The sequence below is a fragment of the Bilifractor sp. LCP21S3_F8 genome (assembly GCF_052117805.1).
GTDB lineage: Bacteria > Bacillota > Clostridia > Lachnospirales > Lachnospiraceae > Bilifractor.
Genome location: NZ_JBQKIK010000009.1, coordinates 61,746 through 88,169 on the forward strand (window position 1 = coordinate 61,746; position 26,424 = coordinate 88,169).

General features: G+C 49.8%; 23 protein-coding genes, 1 tRNA gene and 1 riboswitch. Of the genes, 5 read left to right on the forward strand and 19 right to left on the reverse strand.

Annotation, left to right across the window (positions count from 1 at the left end):
* Positions 1-31: 31 nt before the first annotated feature.
* Both ACTQ3A_RS06260 and ACTQ3A_RS06265 read right to left on the reverse strand, forming a co-directional pair.
* Complete coding sequence (locus ACTQ3A_RS06260; protein WP_441494437.1) at positions 32-2,992, reverse strand: hypothetical protein; 2,961 nt, start codon at positions 2,990-2,992, stop codon at positions 32-34.
* A gap of 208 nt (positions 2,993-3,200) precedes the next feature.
* Positions 3,201-5,465, reverse strand: coding sequence for an efflux RND transporter permease subunit (locus ACTQ3A_RS06265; RefSeq protein ID WP_441099717.1), 2,265 nt, complete (start codon positions 5,463-5,465; stop codon positions 3,201-3,203).
* Between the two features lie 277 nt (positions 5,466-5,742).
* Between ACTQ3A_RS06265 and ACTQ3A_RS06270 the strand changes: the two genes are divergently transcribed.
* Positions 5,743-6,378, forward strand: coding sequence for a TetR/AcrR family transcriptional regulator (locus tag ACTQ3A_RS06270; RefSeq protein WP_441099716.1), 636 nt, complete (start codon positions 5,743-5,745; stop codon positions 6,376-6,378).
* Positions 6,379-6,896: 518 nt separating this feature from the next.
* Here ACTQ3A_RS06270 and ACTQ3A_RS06275 read toward each other — a convergent pair.
* Positions 6,897-7,847 carry a 2-hydroxyacid dehydrogenase gene (locus tag ACTQ3A_RS06275; RefSeq protein ID WP_441099715.1) on the reverse strand — a complete coding sequence of 317 codons (951 nt, stop codon included), beginning with the start codon at positions 7,845-7,847 and terminating at the stop codon, positions 6,897-6,899.
* Between the two features lie 344 nt (positions 7,848-8,191).
* Between ACTQ3A_RS06275 and rsmH the strand changes: the two genes are divergently transcribed.
* Positions 8,192-9,298: a 16S rRNA (cytosine(1402)-N(4))-methyltransferase RsmH gene (gene rsmH / locus ACTQ3A_RS06280; RefSeq protein ID WP_441099764.1), complete on the forward strand. Its 1,107-nt coding sequence runs from the start codon at positions 8,192-8,194 to the stop codon at positions 9,296-9,298.
* Positions 9,299-9,548: 250 nt separating this feature from the next.
* Here the strand turns inward: rsmH and ACTQ3A_RS06285 are convergent, their stop codons facing one another.
* The 5 genes from ACTQ3A_RS06285 to ACTQ3A_RS06305 all read right to left on the reverse strand — a co-directional run bounded on the left by ACTQ3A_RS06285 (position 9,549) and on the right by ACTQ3A_RS06305 (position 13,926).
* Positions 9,549-10,859, reverse strand: coding sequence for a sirohydrochlorin cobaltochelatase (locus ACTQ3A_RS06285; protein ID WP_441099763.1), 1,311 nt, complete (start codon positions 10,857-10,859; stop codon positions 9,549-9,551).
* Positions 10,860-11,058: 199 nt separating this feature from the next.
* Positions 11,059-11,217: a hypothetical protein gene (locus tag ACTQ3A_RS06290; protein ID WP_441495267.1), complete on the reverse strand. Its 159-nt coding sequence runs from the start codon at positions 11,215-11,217 to the stop codon at positions 11,059-11,061.
* A gap of 37 nt (positions 11,218-11,254) precedes the next feature.
* Positions 11,255-11,447, reverse strand: a riboswitch (cobalamin riboswitch).
* 35 nt (positions 11,448-11,482) lie between these two features.
* The gene (locus tag ACTQ3A_RS06295; RefSeq protein WP_441099714.1) at positions 11,483-12,382 is read right to left on the reverse strand and encodes a homocysteine S-methyltransferase family protein; all 900 of its coding nucleotides are present in this window, start codon (positions 12,380-12,382) and stop codon (positions 11,483-11,485) included.
* A 153-nt stretch (positions 12,383-12,535) separates the two neighbouring features.
* A complete protein-coding gene (locus ACTQ3A_RS06300; RefSeq protein ID WP_441099713.1) occupies positions 12,536-13,414 on the reverse strand; it encodes a homocysteine S-methyltransferase family protein in 879 nt (292 codons plus the stop codon).
* Positions 13,415-13,668: 254 nt separating this feature from the next.
* Positions 13,669-13,926, reverse strand: coding sequence for a hypothetical protein (locus ACTQ3A_RS06305; protein ID WP_441099712.1), 258 nt, complete (start codon positions 13,924-13,926; stop codon positions 13,669-13,671).
* Between the two features lie 445 nt (positions 13,927-14,371).
* Between ACTQ3A_RS06305 and ACTQ3A_RS06310 the strand changes: the two genes are divergently transcribed.
* Complete coding sequence (locus ACTQ3A_RS06310) at positions 14,372-14,983, forward strand: manganese efflux pump MntP (protein WP_441099711.1); 612 nt, start codon at positions 14,372-14,374, stop codon at positions 14,981-14,983.
* Between the two features lie 142 nt (positions 14,984-15,125).
* A complete protein-coding gene (locus tag ACTQ3A_RS06315; RefSeq protein ID WP_441099710.1) occupies positions 15,126-16,121 on the forward strand; it encodes a uroporphyrinogen decarboxylase family protein in 996 nt (331 codons plus the stop codon).
* Between the two features lie 106 nt (positions 16,122-16,227).
* Here the strand turns inward: ACTQ3A_RS06315 and ACTQ3A_RS06320 are convergent, their stop codons facing one another.
* From ACTQ3A_RS06320 to ACTQ3A_RS06345, 6 genes are all read right to left on the reverse strand, one after another.
* Complete coding sequence (locus tag ACTQ3A_RS06320) at positions 16,228-16,638, reverse strand: hypothetical protein (protein ID WP_441099709.1); 411 nt, start codon at positions 16,636-16,638, stop codon at positions 16,228-16,230.
* Between the two features lie 140 nt (positions 16,639-16,778).
* Positions 16,779-17,099: a hypothetical protein gene (locus ACTQ3A_RS06325; RefSeq protein ID WP_441099708.1), complete on the reverse strand. Its 321-nt coding sequence runs from the start codon at positions 17,097-17,099 to the stop codon at positions 16,779-16,781.
* 484 nt (positions 17,100-17,583) lie between these two features.
* Positions 17,584-18,432, reverse strand: coding sequence for a rhamnulose-1-phosphate aldolase (gene rhaD, locus ACTQ3A_RS06330; protein WP_441099707.1), 849 nt, complete (start codon positions 18,430-18,432; stop codon positions 17,584-17,586).
* Positions 18,433-19,461: 1,029 nt separating this feature from the next.
* Positions 19,462-20,286 carry a DNA-3-methyladenine glycosylase family protein gene (locus tag ACTQ3A_RS06335; RefSeq protein ID WP_441099706.1) on the reverse strand — a complete coding sequence of 275 codons (825 nt, stop codon included), beginning with the start codon at positions 20,284-20,286 and terminating at the stop codon, positions 19,462-19,464.
* Positions 20,287-20,439: 153 nt separating this feature from the next.
* Positions 20,440-20,640 (reverse strand): hypothetical protein, encoded by a 201-nt coding sequence (locus tag ACTQ3A_RS06340; RefSeq protein ID WP_441494438.1) that lies wholly within the window; start codon positions 20,638-20,640, stop codon positions 20,440-20,442.
* Complete coding sequence (locus ACTQ3A_RS06345) at positions 20,637-20,858, reverse strand: hypothetical protein (protein ID WP_441099705.1); 222 nt, start codon at positions 20,856-20,858, stop codon at positions 20,637-20,639. The genes ACTQ3A_RS06340 and ACTQ3A_RS06345 overlap by 4 nt, the downstream gene beginning before the upstream one ends.
* Before the next feature lie 408 nt (positions 20,859-21,266).
* Here ACTQ3A_RS06345 and ACTQ3A_RS06350 point away from each other — a divergent pair.
* Positions 21,267-21,339 (forward strand) — tRNA-Lys (locus tag ACTQ3A_RS06350).
* 240 nt (positions 21,340-21,579) lie between these two features.
* Here ACTQ3A_RS06350 and ACTQ3A_RS06355 read toward each other — a convergent pair.
* The 5 genes from ACTQ3A_RS06355 to ACTQ3A_RS06375 form a co-directional block, all read right to left on the reverse strand.
* Positions 21,580-22,233 carry a potassium channel family protein gene (locus ACTQ3A_RS06355; protein WP_441099704.1) on the reverse strand — a complete coding sequence of 218 codons (654 nt, stop codon included), beginning with the start codon at positions 22,231-22,233 and terminating at the stop codon, positions 21,580-21,582.
* A 297-nt stretch (positions 22,234-22,530) separates the two neighbouring features.
* Positions 22,531-23,934, reverse strand: coding sequence for a TrkH family potassium uptake protein (locus ACTQ3A_RS06360; RefSeq protein WP_441099703.1), 1,404 nt, complete (start codon positions 23,932-23,934; stop codon positions 22,531-22,533).
* A 260-nt stretch (positions 23,935-24,194) separates the two neighbouring features.
* Positions 24,195-24,809, reverse strand: coding sequence for a YesL family protein (locus ACTQ3A_RS06365; RefSeq protein WP_441099702.1), 615 nt, complete (start codon positions 24,807-24,809; stop codon positions 24,195-24,197).
* A gap of 36 nt (positions 24,810-24,845) precedes the next feature.
* Positions 24,846-25,781 (reverse strand): M15 family metallopeptidase, encoded by a 936-nt coding sequence (locus tag ACTQ3A_RS06370; RefSeq protein WP_441494439.1) that lies wholly within the window; start codon positions 25,779-25,781, stop codon positions 24,846-24,848.
* The gene (locus ACTQ3A_RS06375) at positions 25,778-26,389 is read right to left on the reverse strand and encodes a DUF3786 domain-containing protein (RefSeq protein ID WP_441494440.1); all 612 of its coding nucleotides are present in this window, start codon (positions 26,387-26,389) and stop codon (positions 25,778-25,780) included. The genes ACTQ3A_RS06370 and ACTQ3A_RS06375 overlap by 4 nt, the downstream gene beginning before the upstream one ends.
* Between the last annotated feature and the right edge of the window lie 35 nt (positions 26,390-26,424).

Genomic DNA, 26,424 nt, shown 5'->3' on the forward strand with positions numbered 1-26,424 from the left:
AGCGGGCATTTGTGAACATCATGTGTTTTTATTACTTGTCTGCTTTGATTGCATCTGTGGTGATGACAAACTTAACGGTTCCGTCCATTCCATTCGCGATTCCGCTGTAGTTCGTGTACTGCAGGTCATCAGAAGTGACAGCTTTCAGGCGATCTTCTACATCATCCAGATCATCAAGAGTACCGCCAATTCCGTCGGTGATCTTCTTGATTCCTTCATCGTTGTACTTCTTTGTGCCATCCTTCAGCTCCTTCGCGCCGTCAGTCAGCTGCTTCAGGCCACCGACTACCTGGCTGCTTCCGGAAGCAAGCTTGTCCGTTCCGGTAGAAAGCTGCTTCATGCCGGATTGCAGCTGCTGCGCACCGGAAGGAAGCGCTGCGAGTCCTTTGCTGAGTTTCTGTGCACCCGTATCAAGTGCGGAAACAGAGCCTGATAAACTAGCAACAACCTGCTTCGCTACTGATTCAGACGTCTGACTCGCCACCTGAGAAGCCATTGCCTGTCCAGACTGCTTCGCAACTGCCTGGAATGTCTGTGAGCCTACCTGCTGAGCAACAGTACCTGCCACCTGAGGAGCAACAGATGTAGCTGTCGTTCTGGCTACCTGAGAAGCAACTGACTTTACAGTGCTTTCCGCAACCTGGGAGGCTGTCTCACCGGCCGTCTGCTTTGCGGTAGCAACTGCCGTTTCTCTCGCAACCGCCGGAGCCGTCTGTTTCACTGCGCTGGCCGCTGCCTCTCCTGCTGCTTTTCCTACTATAGATGCCGGAATCTGTGTGACGGTCCCTGCGGCAGCAGATTGCGCTGCTGTCTCTGCTGCTGACTCAGCCGCAGCTGCCGCTGCATTTCCAGCTGCACTTGTCGCAACTGCCTGAACTGTCGATGATACAGACGGGGATATAGCTTGCGTGATAGTATCCGCACTGATTTGCGAGGAAAGCTGACTAACCTGGTTCGCGATAGCAGCATTAACATTTTGATTGATAGTACCTGCAATGGCTGACGCACACTGAGCTGCCTGATTCGCATTCATTCCACTTTGAAGCAGTAAACTTGTAATCTGATCATCAGAAACACTGTAAGAAATTCCCTGTGCCGCAGTTGCAAGCGTAGAGCTGACTGATTGTGCCACAGCGGTACCGATACCACTGGAAAGTTGGTTAGCCGCATTCGTCACATCAGCAGATCCAGACACTGCCTGACTAGCTTCCTGGCTAGCTTCCTGCTTAATTGCCTCTGCTTTTTTCTGAACCTCGCTTACTGCTGCAATCCCTGCCTGATTAGCCAGTGCCTGCAGACCAGCATCTCCTGACAGAGCATCCGAAGCAGCCTTAGATGCCTGGTCTCTCGCTGCTTCTGCACTTGCATCCAGATTAGCATTCACGCCCGCTGCCGCCTGATCACCGATTTTCTGTTCATCAATGCTTGCTTCTGCTTTAGCTTTTGCCTGGTCTCCCGCTGCTTTCGCACTTGCATCCAGATTAGCATTCACGCCCGCTACCGCCTGATCACCGATCGACTGAGCCTGACTGTTGATGTTCTGAACCGCTGACTGTGCAGCCGTCTTTCCAACTTTCTCAGCCTGCTGCTTCATCGCAGTGTTGTTGCTCAGCTGTGCTCCAACCGTATCGCTTGCCTGCTTTGCTGCCGCTGAAGATATGCTGTTCAACGTTTTTGTATCACTGGAAAATCCATTTATTGCATTTTTGAATTTTGATGTTCCTTCTGCCAGAGCCTTTGCTCCACTTGCTGCCGAAGGTGCACTGGATGCCAGCTTGTCGACTCCCTCTGCTGCGCTGTCAATTCCTGCCTTCAACTGACTGATGCCGCTGTCAAGCTCTCCGTATTTATCGTTCAGCTTTTTTACGCCATTGTAGAGATCGCTGGAACCGCTGACGAGTTTCAGTGTGTTCTCTTCGAGATCATTGAGCTTGCCCTTAAGGTCATCCGCGGATTTAAGATCCGAGAAATCGATATCCTGGAAGGCGTCGGTCAGTGCAACCGTGTAGGTGGAATCCATTGTGAAATCCTTGACGTCTGCAGTGATTTCCACACTGTCGGTAATATCGAAGTCATCGATTTTTTCGTCTACTTTGCTGTCACTGCTCTTGCTGTCACTGTTCTTGCTGTCGCTGCCCGCATCGCCCTTAGTCTGACTGCTGCCCGATGCGCTGTCCTTGTCATCAGAAGAAGCTGTGACACTTTCCGATTTTAATGCTGTCGCGTCTGAGGACTTCGTGTCGGAAGACGATGTTCCTGAAGCCGTTGTCTCATTAAGCTTGTCGGCGTCATCCTTGGCGTCCTTCAGTTTATCCTTCAGGCTGTCGAGATCCAGATCATCCTTCAGTCCCGGCATACCGAATCCAAGGACAATATTTCTGCTTCCGTCATTGATAATCTTTCCGTTATCGATCGTCACATTTGAGAAATTCTCTCCGGGGAGGATCATTCCGGTCATCATGACGAAAGGTGTCTTCATGGTCTCGGTCTTGTCACCGACCTTTGTCTGCACACTGGTGTTGTTCGCGTACTGGATCTTGATGGTGAGCTTTCCGCTCTTGCCCGCAAGATCCTTCGGCGCGATTTCCTTTCCATCCAGATAGTAGGTGAAGCTGACGCCGACCGGAAGCTCCTTGTCGGAGGTTCCCTGATAGTAGATGTCGTTTCCGTCGGAATCCCATACCATGGAATCACCGGAACCGGTATAGGTCTCATCGCCCTTTACATTCTGAATATCACTCAGGGAAGACGCATCCTTGATGTCTTTCTCACTTCCGGCTCCGACCAGCTGATCGGAGACCGTGATTTTCGATGTCTTCCCGTCTGCGTCTGCATTTACGTATACGGTTTCATCCTTTGTAACCTTCGATGAGCTGTTGTCCGCGGCAAAAACAGCCGATGCGGACGGTACGATTCCCATCATCGCCGCAATACCAACGGCTACCGTCTTATTAAAACTCTTTTTGATTACGATCTTGGCATTTCTGTTCATTTTTTTCAGCCTCTCTTCTGTAGAACGCAGATCCTCATCGAACTGCTGAATCCTGTCTGTTTCACATCCTGTATTTTTTGTATATTAAATACTTGAATATCCTGTAATGTTCGTGTCTTAGAATCCTTGAATATCCTGTAATGTCTGTCTCTTGTGATCCAGGAATCCCCTGTGATTCTTATGTCTTGCGATCCCTGAATAATTTCTGTTACCCTTTGACTCCGGAGCCTGACGTCTCGCCGGAATCGGCAGGCTGTCCGGAACCTGAAGTTCCAGAACCCGCTGTTCCGTTCGAAAAATCCTGCGGACCGGAACTGCTGCCGGCGGTTGCTGCACCCGCCGTCTGAACCGCTGCCTGGAGCTGAGGATTTTTCCTCTGTGCGAATGCCGCCTTTCGGGCCTCCTTCTTCTTGCCGAGGAAGTCAATCGATGTCTTCACGATCAGCTTATCGAAGATCATGAACATTCCTGGCAGAACGAAGAGAACGGTCACCATACTGATCAGAGCTCCTCTTGCAAGCATCATGCAGATCGACTCGATGATATCGATGTTCGAATACATCGCGACTCCGAAGGTCGCAGCGAAGAATGCGGCACCGGAAGTAATGATCGATCCCATGCAGGCCCTGTGAGCAATCTGAACGGACTCTTTCTTATCATGTCCTCTCTGACGTTCCTTCTGATACCGGCTCGTCATCAGGATCGCGTAATCGACCGTGGATCCCAGCTGAACTGTTCCAAGTACGATACTCGTCACAAAGGAAACCGATGTTCCCGTGTAGTACATGATTGCCATGTTGACGAAAATGGCAAATTCAATCGTAATCTCCAGAATGAATGGAAGCGAGAACGATTTGAATACCATCAGAATGATGAAGAAGATGATGATCAGCGATGCGGAATTTACATGCATGAAGTCCACATTCGTGACATCCACCAGGTCATGCGTCAGCGGAGCCTCGCCGATCAGCATCGCGCCGCTGTCGTACTTCTTCAGAATGCTGTTGATCTCGTCTATCTGCTTATTGACTTCATCAGAGCCTGTGTAGTAGGCCGTGCTTACAAACATCAGCTCATACTTGTCACTCTGCAGCATTTTTCTCACATCCGAAGGAATCATGGAATCCGGAACAGAAGAACCGATGAGCGAGTTCAGGCCCAGAACATAGTTCACACCGTCCACATCGTCGATCTGATTTATGATCGCCATCTTGTTCTTGACAGGTGTATCCTTGTCCATGACTACGATGTGCATCGTGCTGCTTCCGAAATCATCTTCAACCTTCTGCTGCGCCACCATGGACGGCAGGGATTTCGGAAGGGATCCCGACATATCGTAATAGTTCTTTACATGGTTGTTGCCGTACACCGCCGGGATAAAGAGCACAAGAAAAACAATAAGCCATACTTTGTAGTGCTTCGTAATAAAATCAGACGCCTTGTCGAGTTTTCCGAGGAGAGGCCTGTGGGTCGTCTTCTGAATCGGCTTGTCGAACAGGAGAACCAGCGACGGAAGCACGGTGACACAGGTGAGCACTCCGAAGACAACGCCCTTTGCCATTACCAGTCCCATATCAAGGCCAAGGGTAAAGGACATGAAGCACAATGCGATGAATCCGGCGATTGTCGTCACCGAACTGCCAATGATCGATTTGAACGTATTGGCAATGGCATGTCCCATCGCACGGTTCTTGTCCCCGGGAAATCTTTCTTTATTTTCACGGTAGCTTCCCAGAAGGAAGATCGAATAGTCCGTCGTGACACCCAGCTGCAGGACCGCGGCGACCGCCTTCGTGACATAGGAAATCGATCCGAAGATCATATTGGTTCCCATGTTATATATGATGGCAAAACCGATGTCCACCAGGAAGAGGAACGGCACCAGGAAAGAATCAGTCAGCAGAAGCATTGCTACCAGGCACAGGACTACAGCGATTGTGACGTAAATCGGGAGCTCCTGATTAGTCAGATCACGAAGATCGTTCATGACTGCCGTAATACCGCTGACGTAGGTGTCCTTTTTTACGATGGAACGGATCTGATCGACGGCTTCCATCGTGGTATCTGCGGATGATGTATCGTCGAACATGGCCAGCATCATCGTCGCGTCGCCCTTAAAGAACTTATCTCTGAGATCCTGGGGAATCATGTCCACCGGAAGAGAAATGTCCGCGACATCGTCGTACCAGAGCACATCCTTTACATGAGAAACGGCCTCGATGTCTTTTTCAAGCTTTGCGACATCCTTCATGCTCTCGTTGTCCACGACAATCATCGAGAAGGAACCCATGCCGTATTCATCGACGATGATGTCCTGCCCTTTCATCGTATCCAGCGACTTCGGAAGGTATGTCAGCAGATCGTAGTTTGTCTTGGTGTGGAAATATCCATATGCTGCCGGAAACAGCAGGACAACCGCCAACAGAAGGATCAGCACTCTGTGTTTAGCGATCCACTTGCCTACTTTTATCATTTTTCTCTCAACTCCTTACCTATTGCTTCTGTCTCCTGCATCCAGTACAAAACATCACTTTCCTGTTGGATCCAGTACAAAACCTTTTTCCTGACATAGGGTATGGTAGTCCTTAAATGACCATTGGTCAATAATTAGGTTTCACAAAATTTTCAAAAGCTCAAAATGAATATTGGTCATTTTTATGGTTGACCATTGGTATTTTCAGTGAAATAATAGCTTCAATAGCCGTATATATATCTGTGATCAGTTAATGATTTCAGAAAGGATATGAATCATGAGCAAGGTAGATTTGAATAAACAGAACAAACGGAATTCCCTCCTGACGAACGCCTATGATCTCTTCGTCAATCAGGGTTTTAATAAAACAACCATTTCCGATATCGCCAAGCACTCCGGCCTGGCGAAGGGAACCTTTTATCTCTACTTCAAGGACAAGTATGATCTGCGGGACGAGCTCATCGCCCGCAAATCCGCACAGCTTCTTCTGGAAGCCCAGCAGGCGATGAAGATCCGTCCGGTTCCGATCAAGGGTCTGGAGGATTATCTGCTGGCGATGGTTGATTATGTCCTGAATTACCTGCAGCGCAACAAAATGCTGCTGAAATTCATCACCAAGAATCTTTCCTGGGGCATCTTCCGCCACGCCGTTGAAAAACAGACAGGCGGATCCACCTCAAACAATCTCGGAGAATTCTACGACAACTACCTCATGGCCCTGAAGGCGGACAACTACGAGTGCGACGACCCAGAACTGCTGCTCTTCACCATCATCGAGCTGGTGAGTTCCACCAGCTACAGCTGTATTATGTATGATTCCCCCTGCAGCATGGAGGCGTACCTGCCCCACCTGCACCAGACGATTCATCTGATTCTTGAGGGATATCGGCTGCCGAAAAAGCAGGAACCATAACTTTTTGATTAAAAACGTACTGAGTGTTCTCATAAAGTACTCTGTATGAAGTGCCGAAAATTGGAATCTAACGCTTCAGACCGGCACCGGTGAGAGCCATTTTCTGCAAACGAGATAAAACACGCTGCGCGAGTTTTATCTCGCTATCGCGACGCTCGCCGCACACGAATACTTCGCATTCGGCTGCGGCTCACTGTTCGCGTAAAAAAACTCTCTTCTCCGCAAGGGATGTCCTGCCCAGGCAGGACCCCTTCCCCGCAGAGAAGAGAGCTTTTCTTTTTCTTTAGCAAACCACCGTTCCCCGCAAGTGGGCAACACATGCGATATAACTCCCACTTTCCCTGGTCTGCCATTATTCTTATGTACGCTGCGAACCCTGTTCGGCTGTAACTGCGATATCGAGACACTCCGCATTCGACTGTGACTGCAACGCCGAGACGCTCCGCGTTCGACTGCGACTGCAACATCGAGATGGTCCGTCTGGGACCGGAAACCCAGCCCGTAAATTTGAAATCCCGTCACAGCATCGTGCGAATCTGCTGTCCCTTAATCCAGGAAGTTACATTCTCGAAAGCCATTACCGCTCTGCGGTCAATGGATTCTCTGGTATCAAATCCCACATGGGGAGTGCATACCAGATTCGGCGCACCGAGCAGCGGATGGTCTGCCGGAAGCGGCGGATCCTTCTCAAACACATCAATGCCCGCCTTGATTCTGCCTTTTTTCAGAGCATCCGCAAGGGATTCCGTATCCACGACAGGACCCCGGGAGGTATTGATCAAAATTGCTCCCTGCTTCATCTCACCGATTTCCTTCTGCCCGATCAGTCCCTTCGTCTCTGCCGTCAGCGGTGTATGTACCGAAATGATGTCCGCCTCCTGCATCACCTCATCCAGTGTTCTGTATTCCAGACCGAGGTCCAGCGCCGCCTGCTTCCGGCTGCGGCTGTATCCGATCAGACGGCATCCGAACACCTTGAAAATCTCCGCGGCGCGGCATCCGATCGCCCCTGTTCCGATGATTCCTACGGTACGGCCGGCGAGTTCGTGGCCCTGAAGCCCGTCCTTGCCCTTTCCGGCTTGAACGGCGTCATTGCACAGGCTGATATTTCTGAGACAATCCAGCGCAAGACCGACCGCAAGCTCCGCTACTGCATCGTTGCAGTACCCGCCGGTATTGGATATCCGGACATTCTGCTCCCTGCATGCCTCCACATCAACGTGGTCGATTCCCACAAACGCAACGGAAATGAATTTCAGGTTTGCGTCCGCCCGGATCACCTCGCCCGGAAGGGGGTGATTCGCGATAATCAGGACATCTGCCCCGCTGCTTCTGCGCTTCAGTTCCTCAACATCCGTAGAAAAAGTATCATAGGCAGAAAACTCATGTCCCTGCTCCGTGAGCGTCTCCGCCAGACGATCCAGCGTAACTCCGTCAATGCCAAGCGGCTCCATCAATACAATCTTCATTCTGTGCCTCCATTTTAAATATCCGCTGCGCTGCAAATACAGTGCAGCATGTAAGATTTCCACTGTCCGGAAGATTCGTGTACCTTCAATGATCCTGGTCTCTCTGAATTTCCACTTGAGAGATCGCACAAAAAGTATAGTCCAAAATCACTGAAAAGGAAAGAGTGTCGTGCCCTCTGTTAACCGGCACCGGTTTTTGTGATAAAATAACCGAAATGACAGAAACGATATCCCCACCGAAAAGATCTGATCGAAAGACAGAACCAACATCATCTCTGAAGAAATATAAAAGGCAGAACCCATATCATCTCTGAAGAGATTTATTCGAAAGGAAAACACCTATGATGCATTCAGACAATCACTCCGACAGACCAAATCCGGACCGTCCTTCCGGAGATGCAGCGCCGCACAGGCGCAGGCCCCATTACAGCGGCAAGTACCCGCGAAAGTATAATGAGAAATACAAGGAACTGAACCCCGAGAAATACGGCGAAACCATTGAAAAAGTAATCCGCAAGGGAAGCACGCCCGCGGGAATGCACATTCCAATCATGGTCGATGAGATTCTGGATGTGCTGAAGATCCGTCCCGGCATGACCGGACTCGACTGCACGCTCGGTTACGGAGGTCACAGCTCCCGCATGCTGGAAAAGCTGGAGGGCACAGGTCATCTCTATTCGCTGGATGCCGATCCTCTGGAAATCCGAAAGACGGAGGCACGGATGCGCGCCAGAGGCTTCGGGGAGGATATTTTTACCCCGATCCACATCAACTTTGCGAATATCGATCAGGTCTCCGCCAAGTACGGCCCCTTCGACTTTGTTCTGGCGGATCTGGGTGTCTCCTCCATGCAAATCGACAACCCAGAGAGAGGCTTTTCCTACAAGACAGACGGTCCCCTCGATCTTCGTTTTGACCCGGAAAAGGGAGAACCCGCTTCCGAGAGGCTGAAGCAGCTCACGAGGGATGAACTCGCGGGGCTTCTCATCGATAATTCCGACGAGCCATATGCAGAGGAAATCGCCGATGCTGTTCAGCAGGCACATCGTCGTAAACGCCCGCTGGAAACCACCACGGACCTTCGCCTTCTGATCAAGGAGGCGCTGACGCAAACCCGTCAGCTTCGCCATTCGCCCAGGGACGAACAGGACGAAGCAGTGAAAAAATCCTGCGCCCGGGTCTTCCAGGCACTCCGCATCGATGTGAACAGTGAATTTGAGGTTCTCTATGCATTCCTGGACAAGCTTCCCTCCGTGCTGAAACCCGGAGGCAGAGCTGCCATTCTCACCTTCCACTCCGGTGAGGACCGCCTCGTCAAGCAGTCCTTTAAGCAGGGCGCCCTTGACGGCCTGTACACCGAAGTCAGCCGGGATGTCATCCGTCCCTCCCGTGAGGAATGCTACCGGAATCCGAGAGCACACTCCACAAAGCTGAGATGGGCGATCCGTTAATCCGGTATCCGGCTTTCACGCGTCCATTTTACACGCATACGGTTTCCGAACCCTCATTTTTCGCGTATCCGGCTTACGCGCGTTCATTTTACGCACATACGGTTTTCGCACCTTCATCTTTCGCGCATTCAGCTTTCGAACGCCCATTTTTCGTGCATTCACATATTCATGCCCATCCCTACGACAGAAGAAGCGTCCGGCACATGCCGGACGCTTCCTCTGTTTTACTGATATGTCTCACTGATATATCTCAGTTTGCCTCAGAAGAACTTGTAACTGTGGCGTCGCTGTCCATTGCGGCCTTTGTATGGCTTACATAGATCTGCTCGATATCCGGAATTCTTCCCATTCCTTCGAGCTGAGCATCTACGCTGTCAAAGAAGCCGGATGCATTGAACTGGCTCTTCCAGGAATCAGAATCATCGCCTGCCATATCGTTATTCGCATGATCACCTGCTACAACCATCAGATCACGCAGAATTACCTTCTTGTATCCCGCGTCATGTACCTTCTGGATAACCGCGGAGCACTCGGTATCTGCCGGCTTGCCCTCAACGGTTCCGATGAATACGTTCTTGTAACCGAGATCATTCATTTCTGTCTGCATCTGATCATAGGTGATATTCGCCTCATGAGAGGTTCCGTGACCCATGAATACAAACGCTGTTCCGTCAGCGGCAGCCGCGTCAAGGCTGTCATATCCTGCCTTCTCTACCGCTGTAGCAGTAAGAATCTTTGCGACGTTCTGCTTGTCCTCGTTTACTACGCTCGTGTCACTTCCTACCTCACCCAGAAGCGGCTCAGCGATTTTCACGGAATCAAATTTATCCGCGTATTTGCTGACGGTTTCTGTCAGCTCGTCATACTCCGCACCATGCATCAGATGGGTCGGCTGAATCAGCAGATTCTTCACGCCGTTGTCCACCGCTCTCTGAAGTGCCTGATCCATGTTGTCGATCACCTCATTATCACGCGCCTGAATGTGATTGATGATGATCTGCGCCGTGAATGCACGTCTTACAGACCAGTCCGGATACGCCGCCTGGAGAGCCTTCTCGATTCCGCCGATATCCTGCACACGGCTGTCATTATAGGAAGTTCCGAAAGAGCATACAAGAATCTCGTTTTCTCCGATTCCGTCCTCGTTGAGCGGATCATCCTTGGAGGCATCGCCGGTATCTCTTCCGAAATAATCCGGATCTGCATACTCGCCCTCTACCAGAGCCTTCTGTGTATCCGTCAAAGCGTCCCAGGCCTCCTTTGCCGCCTTGCAGTCCTCGTCCGTAGTGTCTGTTCTCTCCTGCACATAGATCTTGTCGATCAAAGCGGCTACCTTGTCCGCTGCTGCCTGATCCGCGGATACAGAGGAAGAAGAAACCGTCTCTACTTCTTCGGAAGAAGCGGCTGCCTCTGTAACCTCCGCTGTCTCTGAAGACGCGGAAGATGCACTCGAAGATGCTGCGGATGCTGACGATGCTGCGCTGTTAGCGCTGCCACATCCGGCAATCATGGACCCGGTCAGAACCGCGGTGCATAATAATGTTACGACTTTCTTTTTCATCATGTTTCTCCTTTTTGTAGAATAATCTATATCAAGGGGCAAAACGCCCTTCGATACCATAGCACAGAACATAAACGAGATAAAACACGCTGCGCGAGTTTTATCTCGCTATCGCAACGCTCGCCGCACACGAATACTTCGCATTCGGCTGCGGCTCACTGTTCGCGTAAAAAAGAGTGACCGCCTTCTCAGAAAGCAATCACTCCGTATCTGCATATAAAAGAAACATCTGCTGAAATCCCGGATCCGCCTGACGGTCACGCTCCATCCAAAGAAACGGTATCCATAACCGCACGCCAAAGAGCGCATATCTGCAAACCAGCCGGATCACACCAGAAATCACTGATGCAACCATCAATATTCTTATGCAAACAGACTCTGCTTTCATCGGAAGCAAATCTATCGTCTTCTCAGCAGGTTTCCTGACTTGCAGCTCAAATGCCTTCCTGCGCCTTCTCATACTCCGTTGACCGGAATACAATGGACAATGCATCTGGCTCACTGCTCACAGTGACCGGATCGTTCAGGTATTTCACCTGATTTCCTATTACCCGCCATAAAAGCGGCACTGAAAAGATATGTTTTAAAGACTTTTTCTATTATATGAAATCATTAACAAAATGTCAAATTGATCCAATAAATGATCGACCGGAAATCATCTTCTTCAAAAGCCGGATATGCTCCGGCTCTGTCCCGCAGCAGCCTCCGACAATCCTGGCGCCGGCATCTGTCAGCATCTTCATCTGAGACGCAAAGGCTTCCGGCCCGAGGCTGTAAATCGCATTCCCCTTCTCGTCAATCTTCGGCATTCCCGCGTTTGGCTTCGCGATAATCGGAATACTGCAGTTCTTCGCCAGATACCGGATGATGCTCTCCATCTGATCCGGTCCGCTGCAGCAGTTCAGTCCCACTGCCGCAGCGCCCATCGCCTCCAGAACGGCTGCAGCATCAAAGATATTTCCGTCAAAAAAGCACTTTCCATCCGCGTATACGGAAAACGTGCACATCACCGGAAGGTCACAAACAGACGAAACCGCGTCCAGCGCAATCGAAGTCTCATCCGCCGACATCATCGTCTCGATTACAAAGAGATCCACGCCGGCATGATACAGAATCTCTGCCTGTTCCCGATAGATCTCAAAAATTTCCTCATAGCTGGCATCTCCTCCAGCGGAATCCGGCACCAATCCCGTGGGCGCCATATCTCCTGCCACCAGAACGCTGCCCTTCGACACCTCCTGCGACAGCCCGAGCAGCTTTTTGTTCATCTCTTCGGTCTCGTCCGCCAGTTCGAAACCGCCCAGAACCTTCCGGTTTGCGCCAAACGTCGGCGCGTAAATCACATCCGCTCCCGCTTCGATAAATTCTCTCTGAAGATTTTGAAGTACCTCCGGATGCTCCAGAACCCAGGCCTCTGTGCTGATTCCCTTCGGCATCCCGCGCAGCGTCAGATTTGTGCCTGTTGCTCCGTCAAGACAGACGATCTTGCTATCTGTAAGTTCCCTGAATTCAGTTTTGTTCATGATTAGCCTCACTTTATAGACATTGTGGTGCCCCGCTTACAGGCAGTCGATAGATGATGAACGAGATAAAACACGCTGCGCGAGTTTTATCTCGCTATCGCGACGCTCGCCGCTTCTGTGCCGCTTATACCATGTTTTTTACGACATGTCCGTTTACTTTCGAAATTCCTCCGCAAGTCTCCGGATATATGCCGGGGTAGTTCCGCAGCATCCTCCGATCACCGACGCTCCTGCGGACACAAGTTTCTTCATGGACGAAACGAACTGGTCCGGACTGATTTTGTAGACCATCTGCCCATTTGCGCCCCTTTGCGGCAGTCCCGCATTTGGCTTTGCTACAATCGGTATATGAACCATTTCGGAGACAGATGAGATAATTTCTTCCATCCCATCCGGGCCATCACAGCAGTTAATGCCGTAAGCATCCGCGCCTGCCTTCTCCGCAAGCGGCCCGCCCTCGAAAATATCTCCGCCGTAATAGGCGCTTCCGTTTTTTCGCACCGTGAGCGTGCAGATCACCGGAGCGGAGCATACGGATCTCACTGCTTCTACCGCAGTCACCGCGTCGAGCACGGACAGCATACTTTCCACGGCAAAAAGATCACAACCCGCTTCATACAGAACCTTTGCCTGCTCACGATACGCCTCGAACATTTCCTCCCGGCTCCCGGCTCCGCCGTATTCCTTCAGAATCATGCCCGTGGGCGCCAGATCGCCGGCGATCATAGTTTTCCCTTCTGCCGCGCGCCGGGAGATTTCAAAGAGTTTCCGGTTCATCTCTTCAGTATGTTCCGCAAGACCAAATCTCTTCAGCATAATGCGGTTCGCACCAAAGGTCGGTGCATAAATGATCTGAGAACCCGCCTCCACATACTCCCTCTGAAGTTTTTCCACATCATCCGGATGTTTCAGCGCCCACTCCTCCGTGCAGCATCCATGAGGCATCCCCATGCGGTAGAGATTCGTTCCCATTGCACCGTCCAATATAACGATGCCCTTCTGTGTCATCCGTGTAAAATCATTCTCTGTCATAATTCCTCTATTCATTGAACGAGATATATGCGCTCTAAAGGGTTACTCCCTGTCGCGACACTCGCTGGAAAACCAGCAGCTGCTAATAACTGTAACTACAGCAATAACCATAGCTGCAACATTTCCATTACTACAACTATGACCATAACTGCAGCATTTCCATTACTACAACTATTACTATCGCTGCAACATAACCACAATTACAACCATGATAATGCAACAGCCTGAAATCCTGCAACAATTACAGAAAAACCTTACAAGGTGTAGGTGAGCCCCTTCTCATCCAGCATTCTCCGCATATCCTCAACGGACCACGAGGTGATCTCACCGTTTTCCCGGCCTCCAAGTGCTTTTCCGTTCACTCGGATCTTTCCGTCTTCCTTGGCCAGAACCGACCACATATTTTTCAGAAGCGCGTCGGAGGTCTTCCTGCCGATCCGTTCCTCGCGGGAGCGGGCCTTCAGGTAAGCCCAGGATTCATAAGGGAGAAGGATGGTCTTTTCCTCATTCATGTCTGAAATCCTTTCTTCAATAATCATGCGTCAATATAATGCATCGATGACATCATCGATATTAATCCATCATATTCCATACAAATATTTTCTGCAAGCAGTGAAAGAAAGTCCGGCCATATATATTAGAATTGACTAATCGTGTGACAAAATGATAGTATCTACAAAACACAAAACCGTGAGGGAGTAGTTGGCATGGGCTGTGACTGCGGAAATTGATGGACCGCGGATACTTATCTTATCCCATGCAGCAAGTCAACATACTGGCCGTTTCGGCCTGGCTTGCTTTAATCGGCGAGACTCATGTAAGCGATGTTGCTGTACATGGGTCAGACTGCAGGTATATACGCCCGGGTACAGCGCGAACTGTATCCGGGCGTTTTTCTGATGGGATGAAGAGAAACAAAAACGGCCGGACGGATAGAAATGAGGAGTGGAAGTCAGGATGGGAAGTATGATGAGCTTTGTCTTAAACAGTATCTTACTCGGGGTGGGTCTGGCAATGGACGCCTTTTCGGTATCGATTGCAAATGGGCTGAACGAACCCGGGATGTCCAGGAAAAAAACCTACTGGATAGCTGCATGCTATGCATTCTTTCAGTTCGCCATGCCGATGATCGGATGGTTCTGCGTACACACGATTGCGTCATATTTCAAGGTATTTCAGAAATTCATTCCCTGGATTGCGCTGGTTCTTCTTCTGTATATCGGAGGTCAGATGCTGTTCGAGGGAATCCGGAGGATAAAAAATAAGTGCGAAGAAAATCCCGAAAACTGCGGGTGCGGAACAAAAACAGTCCTAACCAGGAAAACCCTGCTCATACAGGGAATTGCAACCTCCATCGATGCACTTTCCGTAGGATTTACGACAGCACGGTACGGAACAGCAGCTGCTTTCTCGAGCTCGCTGATCATTGCTGTTGTAACATTCGTGATCTGCATGATCGGACTTCTGTTCGGGAAAAAATTCGGTGAGAGGCTCTCGGAAAAGGCAACGATACTGGGCGGTATCATTCTGATCGCAATCGGAATTGAGATCTTCGTGACAGGGATCTGAACGCATCCATTATCATGCATTTTAACTAATAATTTATATAGAATCCGTGAATTATTCGTCAAAACATATATATTTTCCGCCAATTATGGTATAATAACAGGGTGAGTAACCTGATGATAGTTTTTATTGCGGAGGAAAAACTATGCTGACGAAAAGAGAAAATTTTTTGGAAACCATTCATGGCGGAACACCGGATCGTTTTGTGAAACAGTATGAGGCGTTGTCCTTTGTCATGAACACACCTTACGTGAATCAGTTCCCGATTATGCCTGCGAAGCCGGGGGACCCTGCGGTGAAATGTGGCTGGGGTTATTACAATGCCTGGCCGGAAGGACAGCCCGGCGCATTCCCGATGCATGATCCGGAGCATCTTGTATGTCCGGATATCACAGAGTGGAGGCGTTACGTGAAAGCTCCGGAGCTCAATTATACCGCCGAGGACTGGGAACCAACGGTCAAGGCTGCGGAAGCTGTAGACCGCAACGAGACAATGGTTACCGCATTTATGGCTCCAGGCCTTTTTGAAATGCATCATTATCTCTGCGATGTAGAACCGGCCATGATGAATTTCTATGAGGAGCCGGAGGCGGTTCATGATCTGATTGACTATATTACAGAATGGGAACTGAAATACGCGGAGCAGATCTGTGATTATATGAAGCCGGATGTCATCTTTCATCATGATGACTGGGGAACACAGAGATCCACATTTATCAGTACCGATATGTTCCGGGAATTTTTCCTGAAACCCTATCAGAGAATTTACGGATATTTCAAGGAGAGAGGCGTCCTCGTTATCCATCATAACGACTGTTATTGCGCGCCATTTGTTCCCTCCATGATTGACATGGGAATTGATGTATGGCAGGGCTGCATGTCTGTCAACAATCTGCCGCAGCTGGTAAAAGAATATGGTGAAAAAATATCCTTCATGGGCGGAATTGATAACGGCAAGGTTGACAAGCCTGACGTGACACAGGAAGAGATTGCAAAGGAGACAGATCAGCTTTGCAGAGACTGCGGAAAGCATTATTTCATTCCGTGCACAACGCATGGCCTGAATTTTTCTGTTTTCCCGCAAGTTTATGGAATGGTAGACAAGGAAATTGATAAAATGAGCAGGGAGATTTTCGGATAACCTCTGCATCTGAGAAAAACAGACATCAAAAATTTAGGCCGGCAGTCCTGGTAACTGCCGGCCCTCGATGTGTCACAGTCTTCTGACTGTGACAAACCTCACCATCTCATTTTCGAATTCCGGAAACCCGTGCCTTCATTATTCTCTCACGCTCATCTAACACCCGATCAGCAAGCTGATCGGCATCCTCACCGGTGATCTCCTGCGGTCGGGTCCGAACCATAGAGGTATGATGTCCGTTGATCTCAAATTCCTCCGGATTGTCCAATTCCTCCTCCGGGATCGCCAGAACAGTATCATCTGTGCAGAGCGCGTAGACCGTGTAGATGCCCGTTCCCTCATCCATACTAATAAAATCCACGATTTCTCCGTGCTTCCACTCCTGCCTGTGCATTACAAACCAGTTAATCACCTTGTTGTTGGTATCCTCGATGGCAAGGTCCGCCATCATTCCGTTATTTACGATCCACATCGTATTCTCATGAAATGCCTTCATGGCATCCGATATATGACTCATTGATTATCCCTCTCTTCTCTTTAACCTGTCAGCAATGCAAAGTCATCCAGATAACATTAAAGCCTGTTCTCAGGTACACATTCTCATTTGCATTACAAAATGCTGCCTTGACGCTCTCTTGTTCCTGAAGGAAGGTGGTGTCAGGTGATCGATATCCCCGGAAGGAGAAGCAGCAGAACCGTCACCACCAGAAATCCATCCAGCAGTATCAGTGCAAACGCGATCCAGCGCCAGATTACAATGTGATCCTTTCCCTCCAGCTTTGCCCTGCCCAGAAATATCCACGACATAATCGAGCATGCCAATCCCACAAATGGACTGATCAAAAGCGTCAGCATCGCAATATATGACGCGGTCACTGAATAGGCGATGACCGTATCCAGTATCATCATAAAAGCATCTGCCAGGACAAGCACCGCCGCGACTCCCATAAATATTTTTCCCTTTTTCAGATTACTCATACCGTCCCGCTCCGACTTTTCTTCTCTCCATCCTGCAACGCAGCACTTCCGTAACAGCCGCTGCACGGACTATTCGACTTATCATTTGCTATTCCTGCAAAAACCTTGTACTGACCCTGTCCACAACACCTATATAGCAATCAATGTTCAATCTCTGGCCTCAGCGCCTATATGACAACCACTGTTCAATCTTTGTCCACAGCGCCTATATGGCAATCAATGTTCAATCTTTGTCAACGACGCCATATGGCAACCGAAATACGGACTCTGTACCGCACAAACGAGATAAAACACGCTGCGCGAGTTTTATCTCGCTATCGCGACGCTCGCCGCACACGAATACTTCGCATTCGGCTGCGGCTCACTGTTCGCGTAAATAAAGCCTTCCACCATTTTACCGGCAGAAGGCATCTTCGTCAAATATTAAGTTCCAGGGTATCCACGTCTTCCGGGTTGCTGACAGGCATTCACCTTTTCGTGCTGCTCACTCGATTCCGCCCGGATTTTTCTTCTCATACAGAAATCTCTCTGGAAGACTGATGTGGAATCCCTTTGCCACCTCACGGAAATCCTCCGGGGTGATCGTCTGGCGTTTCACCGGGGTCACAGCCAGAACCTTGAGAAGGATCTCTGCAGACTTCTCAACGGTGTGCATCAGGCCGAATGTCAGGTCGAAGTCCTCTCCCGAGCAGAACATCCCGTGGTGTGCCCAGATCGCGACATCATACTTCTCCATCAGACGGCTGGTCGCGACGGCGATCTCTCTTCCTCCCGGAACCATCCACGGCACGACACCTACGCCGTCCGGAAAAACAACCGGACATTCTGTCGCGGACTCCCAGAGCTCCCGTGTGAAGATTTCATCCTTCAGTGGAAGTACAAAGGTGAGCGCGATGATGTTTGTGGTATGCGCATGGTAGATCACACGATGTCTTCCGTTTGTCACTCTCTTCTTCACTTCATGGTTCATCATATGTGCAGGAAGCTCGCTGGTCGGCCGTCCGCCTTCTACAAGGCCCCAGCGGATCCGGTAATTCTCTCCCTTGTCATCCAGCTCAATGATCGCAAGGCAGGCCTCCGGGTCTACGGCAATATTCCGGAAATATTTTCCGCTTCCTGTGATCAGGAAAAATTCCCCGGCAAGTCCGGGAACGCTGGTTCCGATTGGTGCCCAGTCTGCGTGATCATTCAGACGCGGCCGAATCTCCTCTACCTCAGACGGTTTCAGACGATAGGAAAGATTTCCACCGTTTCTCTCATGCCATCCCTGCTTGAAACCGTCATCTGCCATCTTCACAAATCCACGGACAAATTTTGTATCAAGAATTTTCATAAAATCCCGCCTCCCCATCATGCGGCACTTTCTGCCGCTGCATTTTAGTCGTTTTATGTGGTATTTGAATGTTGTTTTTATTGTTTTTATGTCTATATGATAGTTATATTCTTTGTTTTTGTCAATACAATTGCGTTGTTTTGTGTTGTTTTTGTTGGTTTGCCTTATTTTTCGGGATAGATACGATTTGTTTTGGTTAATTTTCCATTTTTACCGCCACATTTCAATCTGCGACTAGTCATTTATTGCAATGTTCCTTACAAAAAAATGAGTTGCTCTGGTCCCACCCGGTAACGAAAGTACCCCTCCTCAAAATCCGGCATCCAGCTTTCCGGACACACAAAAAGGAGCCGCTCCAGCATGCGGCTCCTTTTTATAGGAAGGAGAATCGGTATGCGCCCTTTCCAGGCTCACATACCTCATATGAAAAAGAAACAATGATAACAAGTGCCTTGTATATTTATTTGTTTCTATGCTTAACAGTATAAAGCTCAAATGTGATGAGACCTTGTTCCGCCCGTTAATAAATTGAAAACAAAATATGAACATACTGTATAAGCTCTTCGAAAACGCAGACAGGATCGTCGCACGCGAAGCGTGTGTAAGAGACTGTATGTAATTTCGAAGGCAACAGGTATGAGGATGAAGCGCGAACGCGCGAAATCCGAATACCTGTAGGATTGCGGGAGTGCGAAGCACGGAGCAATCCGTAGCTTATACAGTTTGTAGCACGACTTATCATATGAGGCTTACTGTATAAGTCCAGTCGCAATGTTCTTGGCCCACGGGGAGCTTGCTCACCGGTGGGCAAGAACATTAGCGACGACAACAGGTATGAGCATGGAGCGGTGCGAAGCAACGCGGGAATGCCCATACCTGTTAGCGGCACGAAAGCTGCGAAGCAGCGAAGTGACGCGGGGACTTATACAGTTAGCAACATAACAGCTCTTCGAAAACGCAGACAGGCCGCCTGCCGCGAAGCGTGTGTAAGAGACTGTATGCGATTTCGAAGGCAACAGGTATGAGCATTTATTTTTTCTGCACTGTCCGGCGATACCAGAACAGATACTGCTGCATGATCCCGTTGTACGGCTTATATGCATCGAAAGCAAATCCTCCCGGATACTCTTCCTCCAGAAGTCTCAGAATCCAGACGTCCTCCGGAAAGGAATCCAGTCGGTGAAAGCCAAACAGCATCACGCAATTCGCCACCTTAATTCCAACGCCATAGAGTGCCATCAGCTCTTCCTTCAGCTCTTCGTCCGGAAGCCCTTTCAGCCTGCCGAAATCTATCCTGCCATCCGCGGCATCTTCTGCAGCTCTGTGCACATACTTTGCCCGATATCCAAGACCGCACTCTGCTAGCTGTTCCCCAGAAAGCGAACACAGCTGTTCCGGTCCCGGGAAGGAATATCGTTCCTCCGCCAGCCGTGTTCCGGCTATTCTGCACAGCTTATCCACGGAAAGACGAATGGCCGGGATGTTCTTTCTCTGAGAAACAATAAACGTAATCAACGTCTCCCACGGGTCCTGGTTGAGGATGCGGATTCCTTTCCCGCAGGCAGAAGCCCGATACAGATAGGGGTCCTTCTCCGGATCTATCCTTCGACGAACCGACGAATAATCCAGCCCCAGATCAAAATACTGCCTCCAGAATGTCTCAAACTCTTCCCTGGAACAGGTTAGCTCAAGACGATGTCTATTCACTTCTTTCCCACGATCTTGTTCCCGAATCCGCACCCAGTGACTGCCGGCTATGATCTCATAACCGTCTTCTGTCTCTGTCCATCGAAAGCACTGCCCGCTGTCCGCTATCTTCTTCAGGTCAAAGTCATCCGAGATTTCTGTCACCATCTGCCTGTATACGCTCCGATTCCCTCAAATAAATATCTGTCGTTCATTCCAGGAACTTCTGTACCGGTTCCACAAATAGCATTCTTCCGCCCATACCGGGGATCTCTGTACCCATTTTCCAACAAATTCCACACACAAACGATAAAACAGCGACTATCGGTATTTCCGAGCGATATCCAGATATTCCGCATTTCCGTCGATATAGTCTTTATACACAAGCACTGGATCCTTCCCATGATACACAAGACAGATTCCGCAGCTGTCACAGTCACTGATGCATTTGAATTTTTCCCGAATGAAGGCCTCTCTTTCCTCTCTCGTGGAATTATGAATTTCCGGCGGCATCGCATTCACCCCTTAACTCTCCCGCCCTGGTAGGCGGCATTCAATTCACTGATTTCCTTTTCTCCTTCGATATACGGCCGATAAAACGCATCTACATCCCCGCCTCCCAGGTTGTCACAGCCGTTGCAGAACTCACAGGTCTGCCCGCAGACTGAAAGTGCCTGATTCACAATCCGAATTCTTTCCTCACGTGTCGTATCCTTGATTAAAATCGATTTCATGGCCATTCCTCTCTTCCTTTTATCGTACATCTCCTTTTATAACACATAACTCTGAGATTCACAATCCGACATCCCCGGTTCATGCTTGACATCCGACACCCCGGTTCATGAATGGCATCCATTCGTCCAGGAATTTATCAGGACTGCCCTTTCCTGCCAAACTTACCAGGGAACTCCCTGCATAATGCGGGCGTGCGCAGCTTACAATGCGCAGCCTCTCTGCCAAACGCACCCGAAAATTCCGGATCTTCTGCAGACCTGAAAAAAAGCACGTTCAAAGCTTCTGACTGTGCTAAAATTTTGGTGCTAAAATTTTTTCAAAAAAATTTAAAAAAGGGGTTGATTTTTTCTCAGAGGTAACGTATAATCATCTTCGTTGTTACGGAACAGCAACACAAATTCAATACAAATCAAGCGCCATTAGCTCAGTTGGTAGAGCAGTAGACTCTTAATCTATTTGTCCAGGGTTCGAGTCCCTGATGGCGCACTTATGAAGCGCTGTTTTTGGTATCGAAAGGATACCGGGGACGGCGCTTCTTATTTTTGTCCATTAAACGTTAAGCAATCGAACGAAAACCTATGAGTAAAAGGCAAAAAGGATGCCCATCAAAGCAAAAAAGCAGCGCATCAGAGTAAGAACCGATATGCACGCAGAGCCGGCGGCACCGCATGATTGCGGCACCGCCGGCTCTTGTCAGTGACGATTATCCACGGCTATCCCCGGAATTCACGCCTTGTTTCTTGTAATCCTGCGGATGGCATCCGGAGCTCCGATCACGTAGAGATGCATATCCTTCTCAAACACAAAATCCGGGTCGAGAATCTGCTCGACGTCGCCTCCCAGCTGAAAGGCAAGAATTTCGACGCCATACTCCGATCTTACCTTCAGGTCCAGAATGCTCTCTCCGACCCAGGCTGAAGGAACGGCAATCTCATAGATGCCAAGATTTTTGCTAAGCTCATTGTAATCAAAAACATTTCTCGCGCCGAACCGGACTGCCAGCTTCTCCGCTTCATCTCTTTCCGTATACACGACGTAATCTGCACCGTTATGCAGAAGAAGTTTGCGGTACATATCCCTCGCCGCTCTCGCTATGATATATTTTGCACCTGCCTCATGAAGAAGGTAGGTAACAACAAGTGCCGCCTGAAAATCTTCCTCGATCGTGACCACACACAGATCGAAATCATTGATCCCGAGCGACTTGATCACCTGCGGATTGGTGGCATCCGCAATCTGGATGTTGGGGATTCTGTCTACCACATCATTTGCCGTCTCTTCATCTTCCTCAACAGCCATCACGTTATTTCCCAGATCCTGCAGCCGTATTGCCATATGTCTGCCAAAGCGTCCGAGTCCTATAATCAGCACATTCTTCATTGCCTCTGCTCCTTCTGTCTGCGGGATCCTCCCCGCCTTCCTGCGTCACGCAATATATTACAACAATTACAGGCCGATCTCCTTATTGTAAAGGCCATTTACAGCCCTATACGATAACCTTGCCACAAGCTGTGTTACTTCACCACGAGCCTAGCTCAAAATGCATAGTTCATCGCAAGCGGGGCTCATAATGCATTACTCTCCGCAAGCGGGGCCACAAAACCGCATTCCCCCGGCCAGACGGGCAGCAATCTACATTAGCCCCGCAAGCGGACTGTCTCAACCCCGAAAAACGGATCAGCCGATGGATATTTCTTCCGCCGGATATCTTGATGCCACTCTCCGGTCTCTTCTTGTCATCGCGGTCAGCACCGTCACCGTTCCGCTGCGGCCGAAGATCATCAGCACACACAGCAGCAGCTTTGACAGCATGCCGAGCCTGGGCGTAATGCCAAGGGTGGATCCCACTGTTGCCACCGCGGATGCCGATTCGAAAAACGCCGTCTGAAAATCTACGCCCCTTTCCACTGAGGAGATGATCATAGCGACAGCTATCGCACTGAAAATATACAAAATCGCTACCGTCGCCGCTGTACTGATTGTCTCGGGATCTACGGAGCGATGGAAAGCCTCCACTTTCTTCCTCCGCTTTCCGGTCGTCCTGACACTCAGGAAAAGCACTGCCACCGTTGTGGTCTTCATACCGCCGGCAGTAGAGCCCGGTGAACCACCGGACAGCATCAGCATGATCATCAGAAACTGAGCCGCTGTCGACATCGCGCCGAGATTCATCGTGGAAAAACCTGCCGTTCTGCAGGTCACAGACTGAAACAGACTGCCTGCGATTTTTCCACTCACAGACATGGACTCAAAATCCGGATTGCCAATCTCCAGAAGAAAAATTCCGATGGCTCCCCCGAAGGTCAGAATTGCGGATGTCGTAAGAACGATTTTGCTCTGCAGCGCAAGATTTCTGAAATGAAATCTGTGATCAATCAGATCCCTCCACACCAGGAATCCGAAGCCGCCGAGACTGATTAAGGCCATAATAATGATCACAACGTACCAGTTGCTCTCACACATGGCCAGTGAGGAATTCGGCGTGTACCTTCCCATAAGATCGAAACCGGCATTGCAAAACGCCGAAACCGAATGAAAGATACTGCTCCATATGCCGTCCCAGAATCCCTGCCTCGGCACAAAATAAATGGAAAGAAGCGCAGCTCCGGTTCCTTCCACAATCGCTGTTCCCTTTACCACAAACTGGGTGATGCGCACGATTCCGCCGACGGCAGGCGCCGCAATCGAGTCCTGCTGCAGCCTTCTGGAATGAAGTCCGATCTTCTGACGGGCCGCCATCATCATCACAATGGCAAAGGTCATGAATCCGACGCCTCCGATCTCCATCAGGATCACCAGGACAAGCTGTCCGAAAAACGTCCAGGTGCTAAATGTATCAAACCGGATAAGGCCCGTCACACAGGTTGCCGATGTTGCCGTAAAAAAGCAGTCCGAAAACGGTATCCTGGCACCGGTCTTCGACGATATCGGCAGCCAAAGCAGAAACGCACCAACCAGAATCACAAGGACAAAGCCGACCGGTATGATCTGCGTCGGTGTAAGCATGTTCCAGAATCTTCCCAGCTTTGCAGACAGCGACTCACTGTCTTCCATATCATAGTGACGTATACCCTCACCCATTTTTCTCAGTCTCCTCCTCAGCAGAGCGGTCATTCCACTTTTATGTCTGAAGCAGCGCGCCCCTTTTCGCTACTGTCTCTGAAGCAACGCGCCCCTTTTCGCTACTGTCTCTGAAACAGAACGTCCTTCCGATACTGTCTCTGAAGCAGGGCGCTCCTTTCCGCTACTGTCTCTGAAACAGAACGTCCTTCCACTCCGATGTCTGACAAGCTATCCTACAACGCGATGAAGAGGAAAAAATAGCCGAAACAAATAATCTGTTAGCCGTTTTCCAATTTTTTCAGAACCGGTGTGTACAAGTACGCGCACGCGAAACCCGGAAGTGTGAAGCCGATGAGGATAACCAGAAATCCGATCCGGAAACCAACTCTCCAGATCACGTAGAGCCAGGCCGCATGAATTGCCACCATACCCAGCGTCCTCGGCAGATATCCGACAGCCAGTGCCGCCGCATTGCGGAATATCTGTCCAAACGTATTTTCAAACCGGGCGATCAGGACAAAACTGTAGGACATATGCGCCAGAAGAAGCAGCGTCAGCCCGGCAATGATTACACGAAAAATCATCTGATCATACCCGAATGATTTCAGCATCGTCCATTCCAGCGCAATCAGCCCTCCAAAAAACAGATCGAGTGCCCACATCCCGGTCGCCTGTTTGAAATTCTCCTTAAACGCTCTGAAAAAGGATTTAATAATGTAGGATTCCTCGTTCCGGACCATCTTCAGAAGAACACTGTGCATCGCCGCAAGAGAAGCCCCGATGGTGATCAGCGGAATGCTGCACAGCACCGTCAGAAGATTCAAAAGTACCAGATCAAACACTCTGGTCAATCCTCTCATGACCGGTCCGTCCATATTAAAAAATTTGTCCATACCTTCATCCTCTAATAAGTGTCATACCGCTCGTACTTATGAATCCGCCGACGCGCTGCCTGTATAGGTAAGTCCCAGCGTCTTCATCGCCTGACGATCCAATTCTTCCAGACTTGTATAAGGCTCTACGTATTTCTTAAGATACTCCTCCAGGCAGAGATTTTCATCATACATAACCTTTGCCGCGGTCATCCCGACATATCTGTAATGCCAGGATTCATAGACAATCTTCGTGATGTCCTGTTTTCCCTCCGGATACCGGAGTACATAGCCATATTTCCAGCAATTTTCATGAAGCCACTTCTGAACCTCTTCCTGATCCTGAGAGCTGTCGATCGCAGTGTTGTGCTCACATCCGATATCCGCCGCCAACGCTGTTTCGTGCTCACTTGTTCCCGGAACTGCAACGCTCTCCGCCGCCATGGCTCGTGCGTCTTCCTCGGAGTATCCGCCGCTGACATACACGTTTGTCATGCTCTCGAAATCCAGAATCTGCTGGCTGTGTGTCCGATACCCGGAAACCACGAGAGGATCGTACCCCGCCGCCCTGCAGTCGGTCAGCATCTGCTGAAGCTGTTCGGCACATCTTGAATCGGTTTCCTGCCCGTTATCAACCGTCGTAACCTGCGCCGTATATCCGTTCGGATAAGGATGACTGCTGTTCACCAGAATGAGCGCCCAGTTATCTATCGTGTTGTACTTGGCAGGGTCCGGCTTCGCTGCCTCTGTCGGTGTCGTTTCCGCATCTTCTGCCGCGCTGTTTTCCATCGTATCCGATACCGATTGCGACGCCGATCCGGAGATCACCTGCGGTCCGGATTCCTCCTTTGCGCTGCTGCCTCCGTTACCATTCACCTCAGCAGTCCGTTCTCCATGAATCTGAATAAGAATGTACCCTCCGAGTATGATAATCAGTGCAATTCCAACCACAAGCACCATCTTTAGTATTGTATCCAGTCTGTTATGCCTCACCTGATCAGTTCCTTTATCTTATCTTCAATATACTTTGTCGTGTAAAAAATGATTTCGTAATGGAGAATTTTAATAGAATTTTTGTCCCAGAGAAAACGGATGCTTGCCGGGAACTCCTCATCGGAATCCCAGTACTGGAACCAGACCTTCAGAAACGGAAAAACCGGAAGCAGGTAACTCACATCACCGCCCTTGCAGGGCAGCCCTCCGAGCGACTCACACGCCTTTCGGATCTCGCCTGTTTTTCCCTCAAAGGGACGAATCACATCGGGCTGATGAAGCTTTCTTGCATGTCCGGCACCGACAATTCCTCCCATCTGCGCCAGCGTCTCCCAGTTTCCGGCCATCTCCGGAAATTCTTCATTCACGTCCGAGCAGCAGAAAACATCGTAAATCGCCATGACGATATCATGCTCCGCCGGCTTCATGCTCCCCCGGCACGTAATCGTCCCAAGCTGCCGGCTGATCTGATAATCCTGTCCCAACACCTTTATAAAGAGATAGTTCTCATCGCTTTCCAGCTCATATTTGTGAATCAGCTTTTCCTGATCCAGCGTGAGGAATTCCTTTCGGGACTCCTCAGACATCGCGTCATAATTACCGCACATTTCTATTCCTTTCTATTCCTATCCATTCTCCCTCC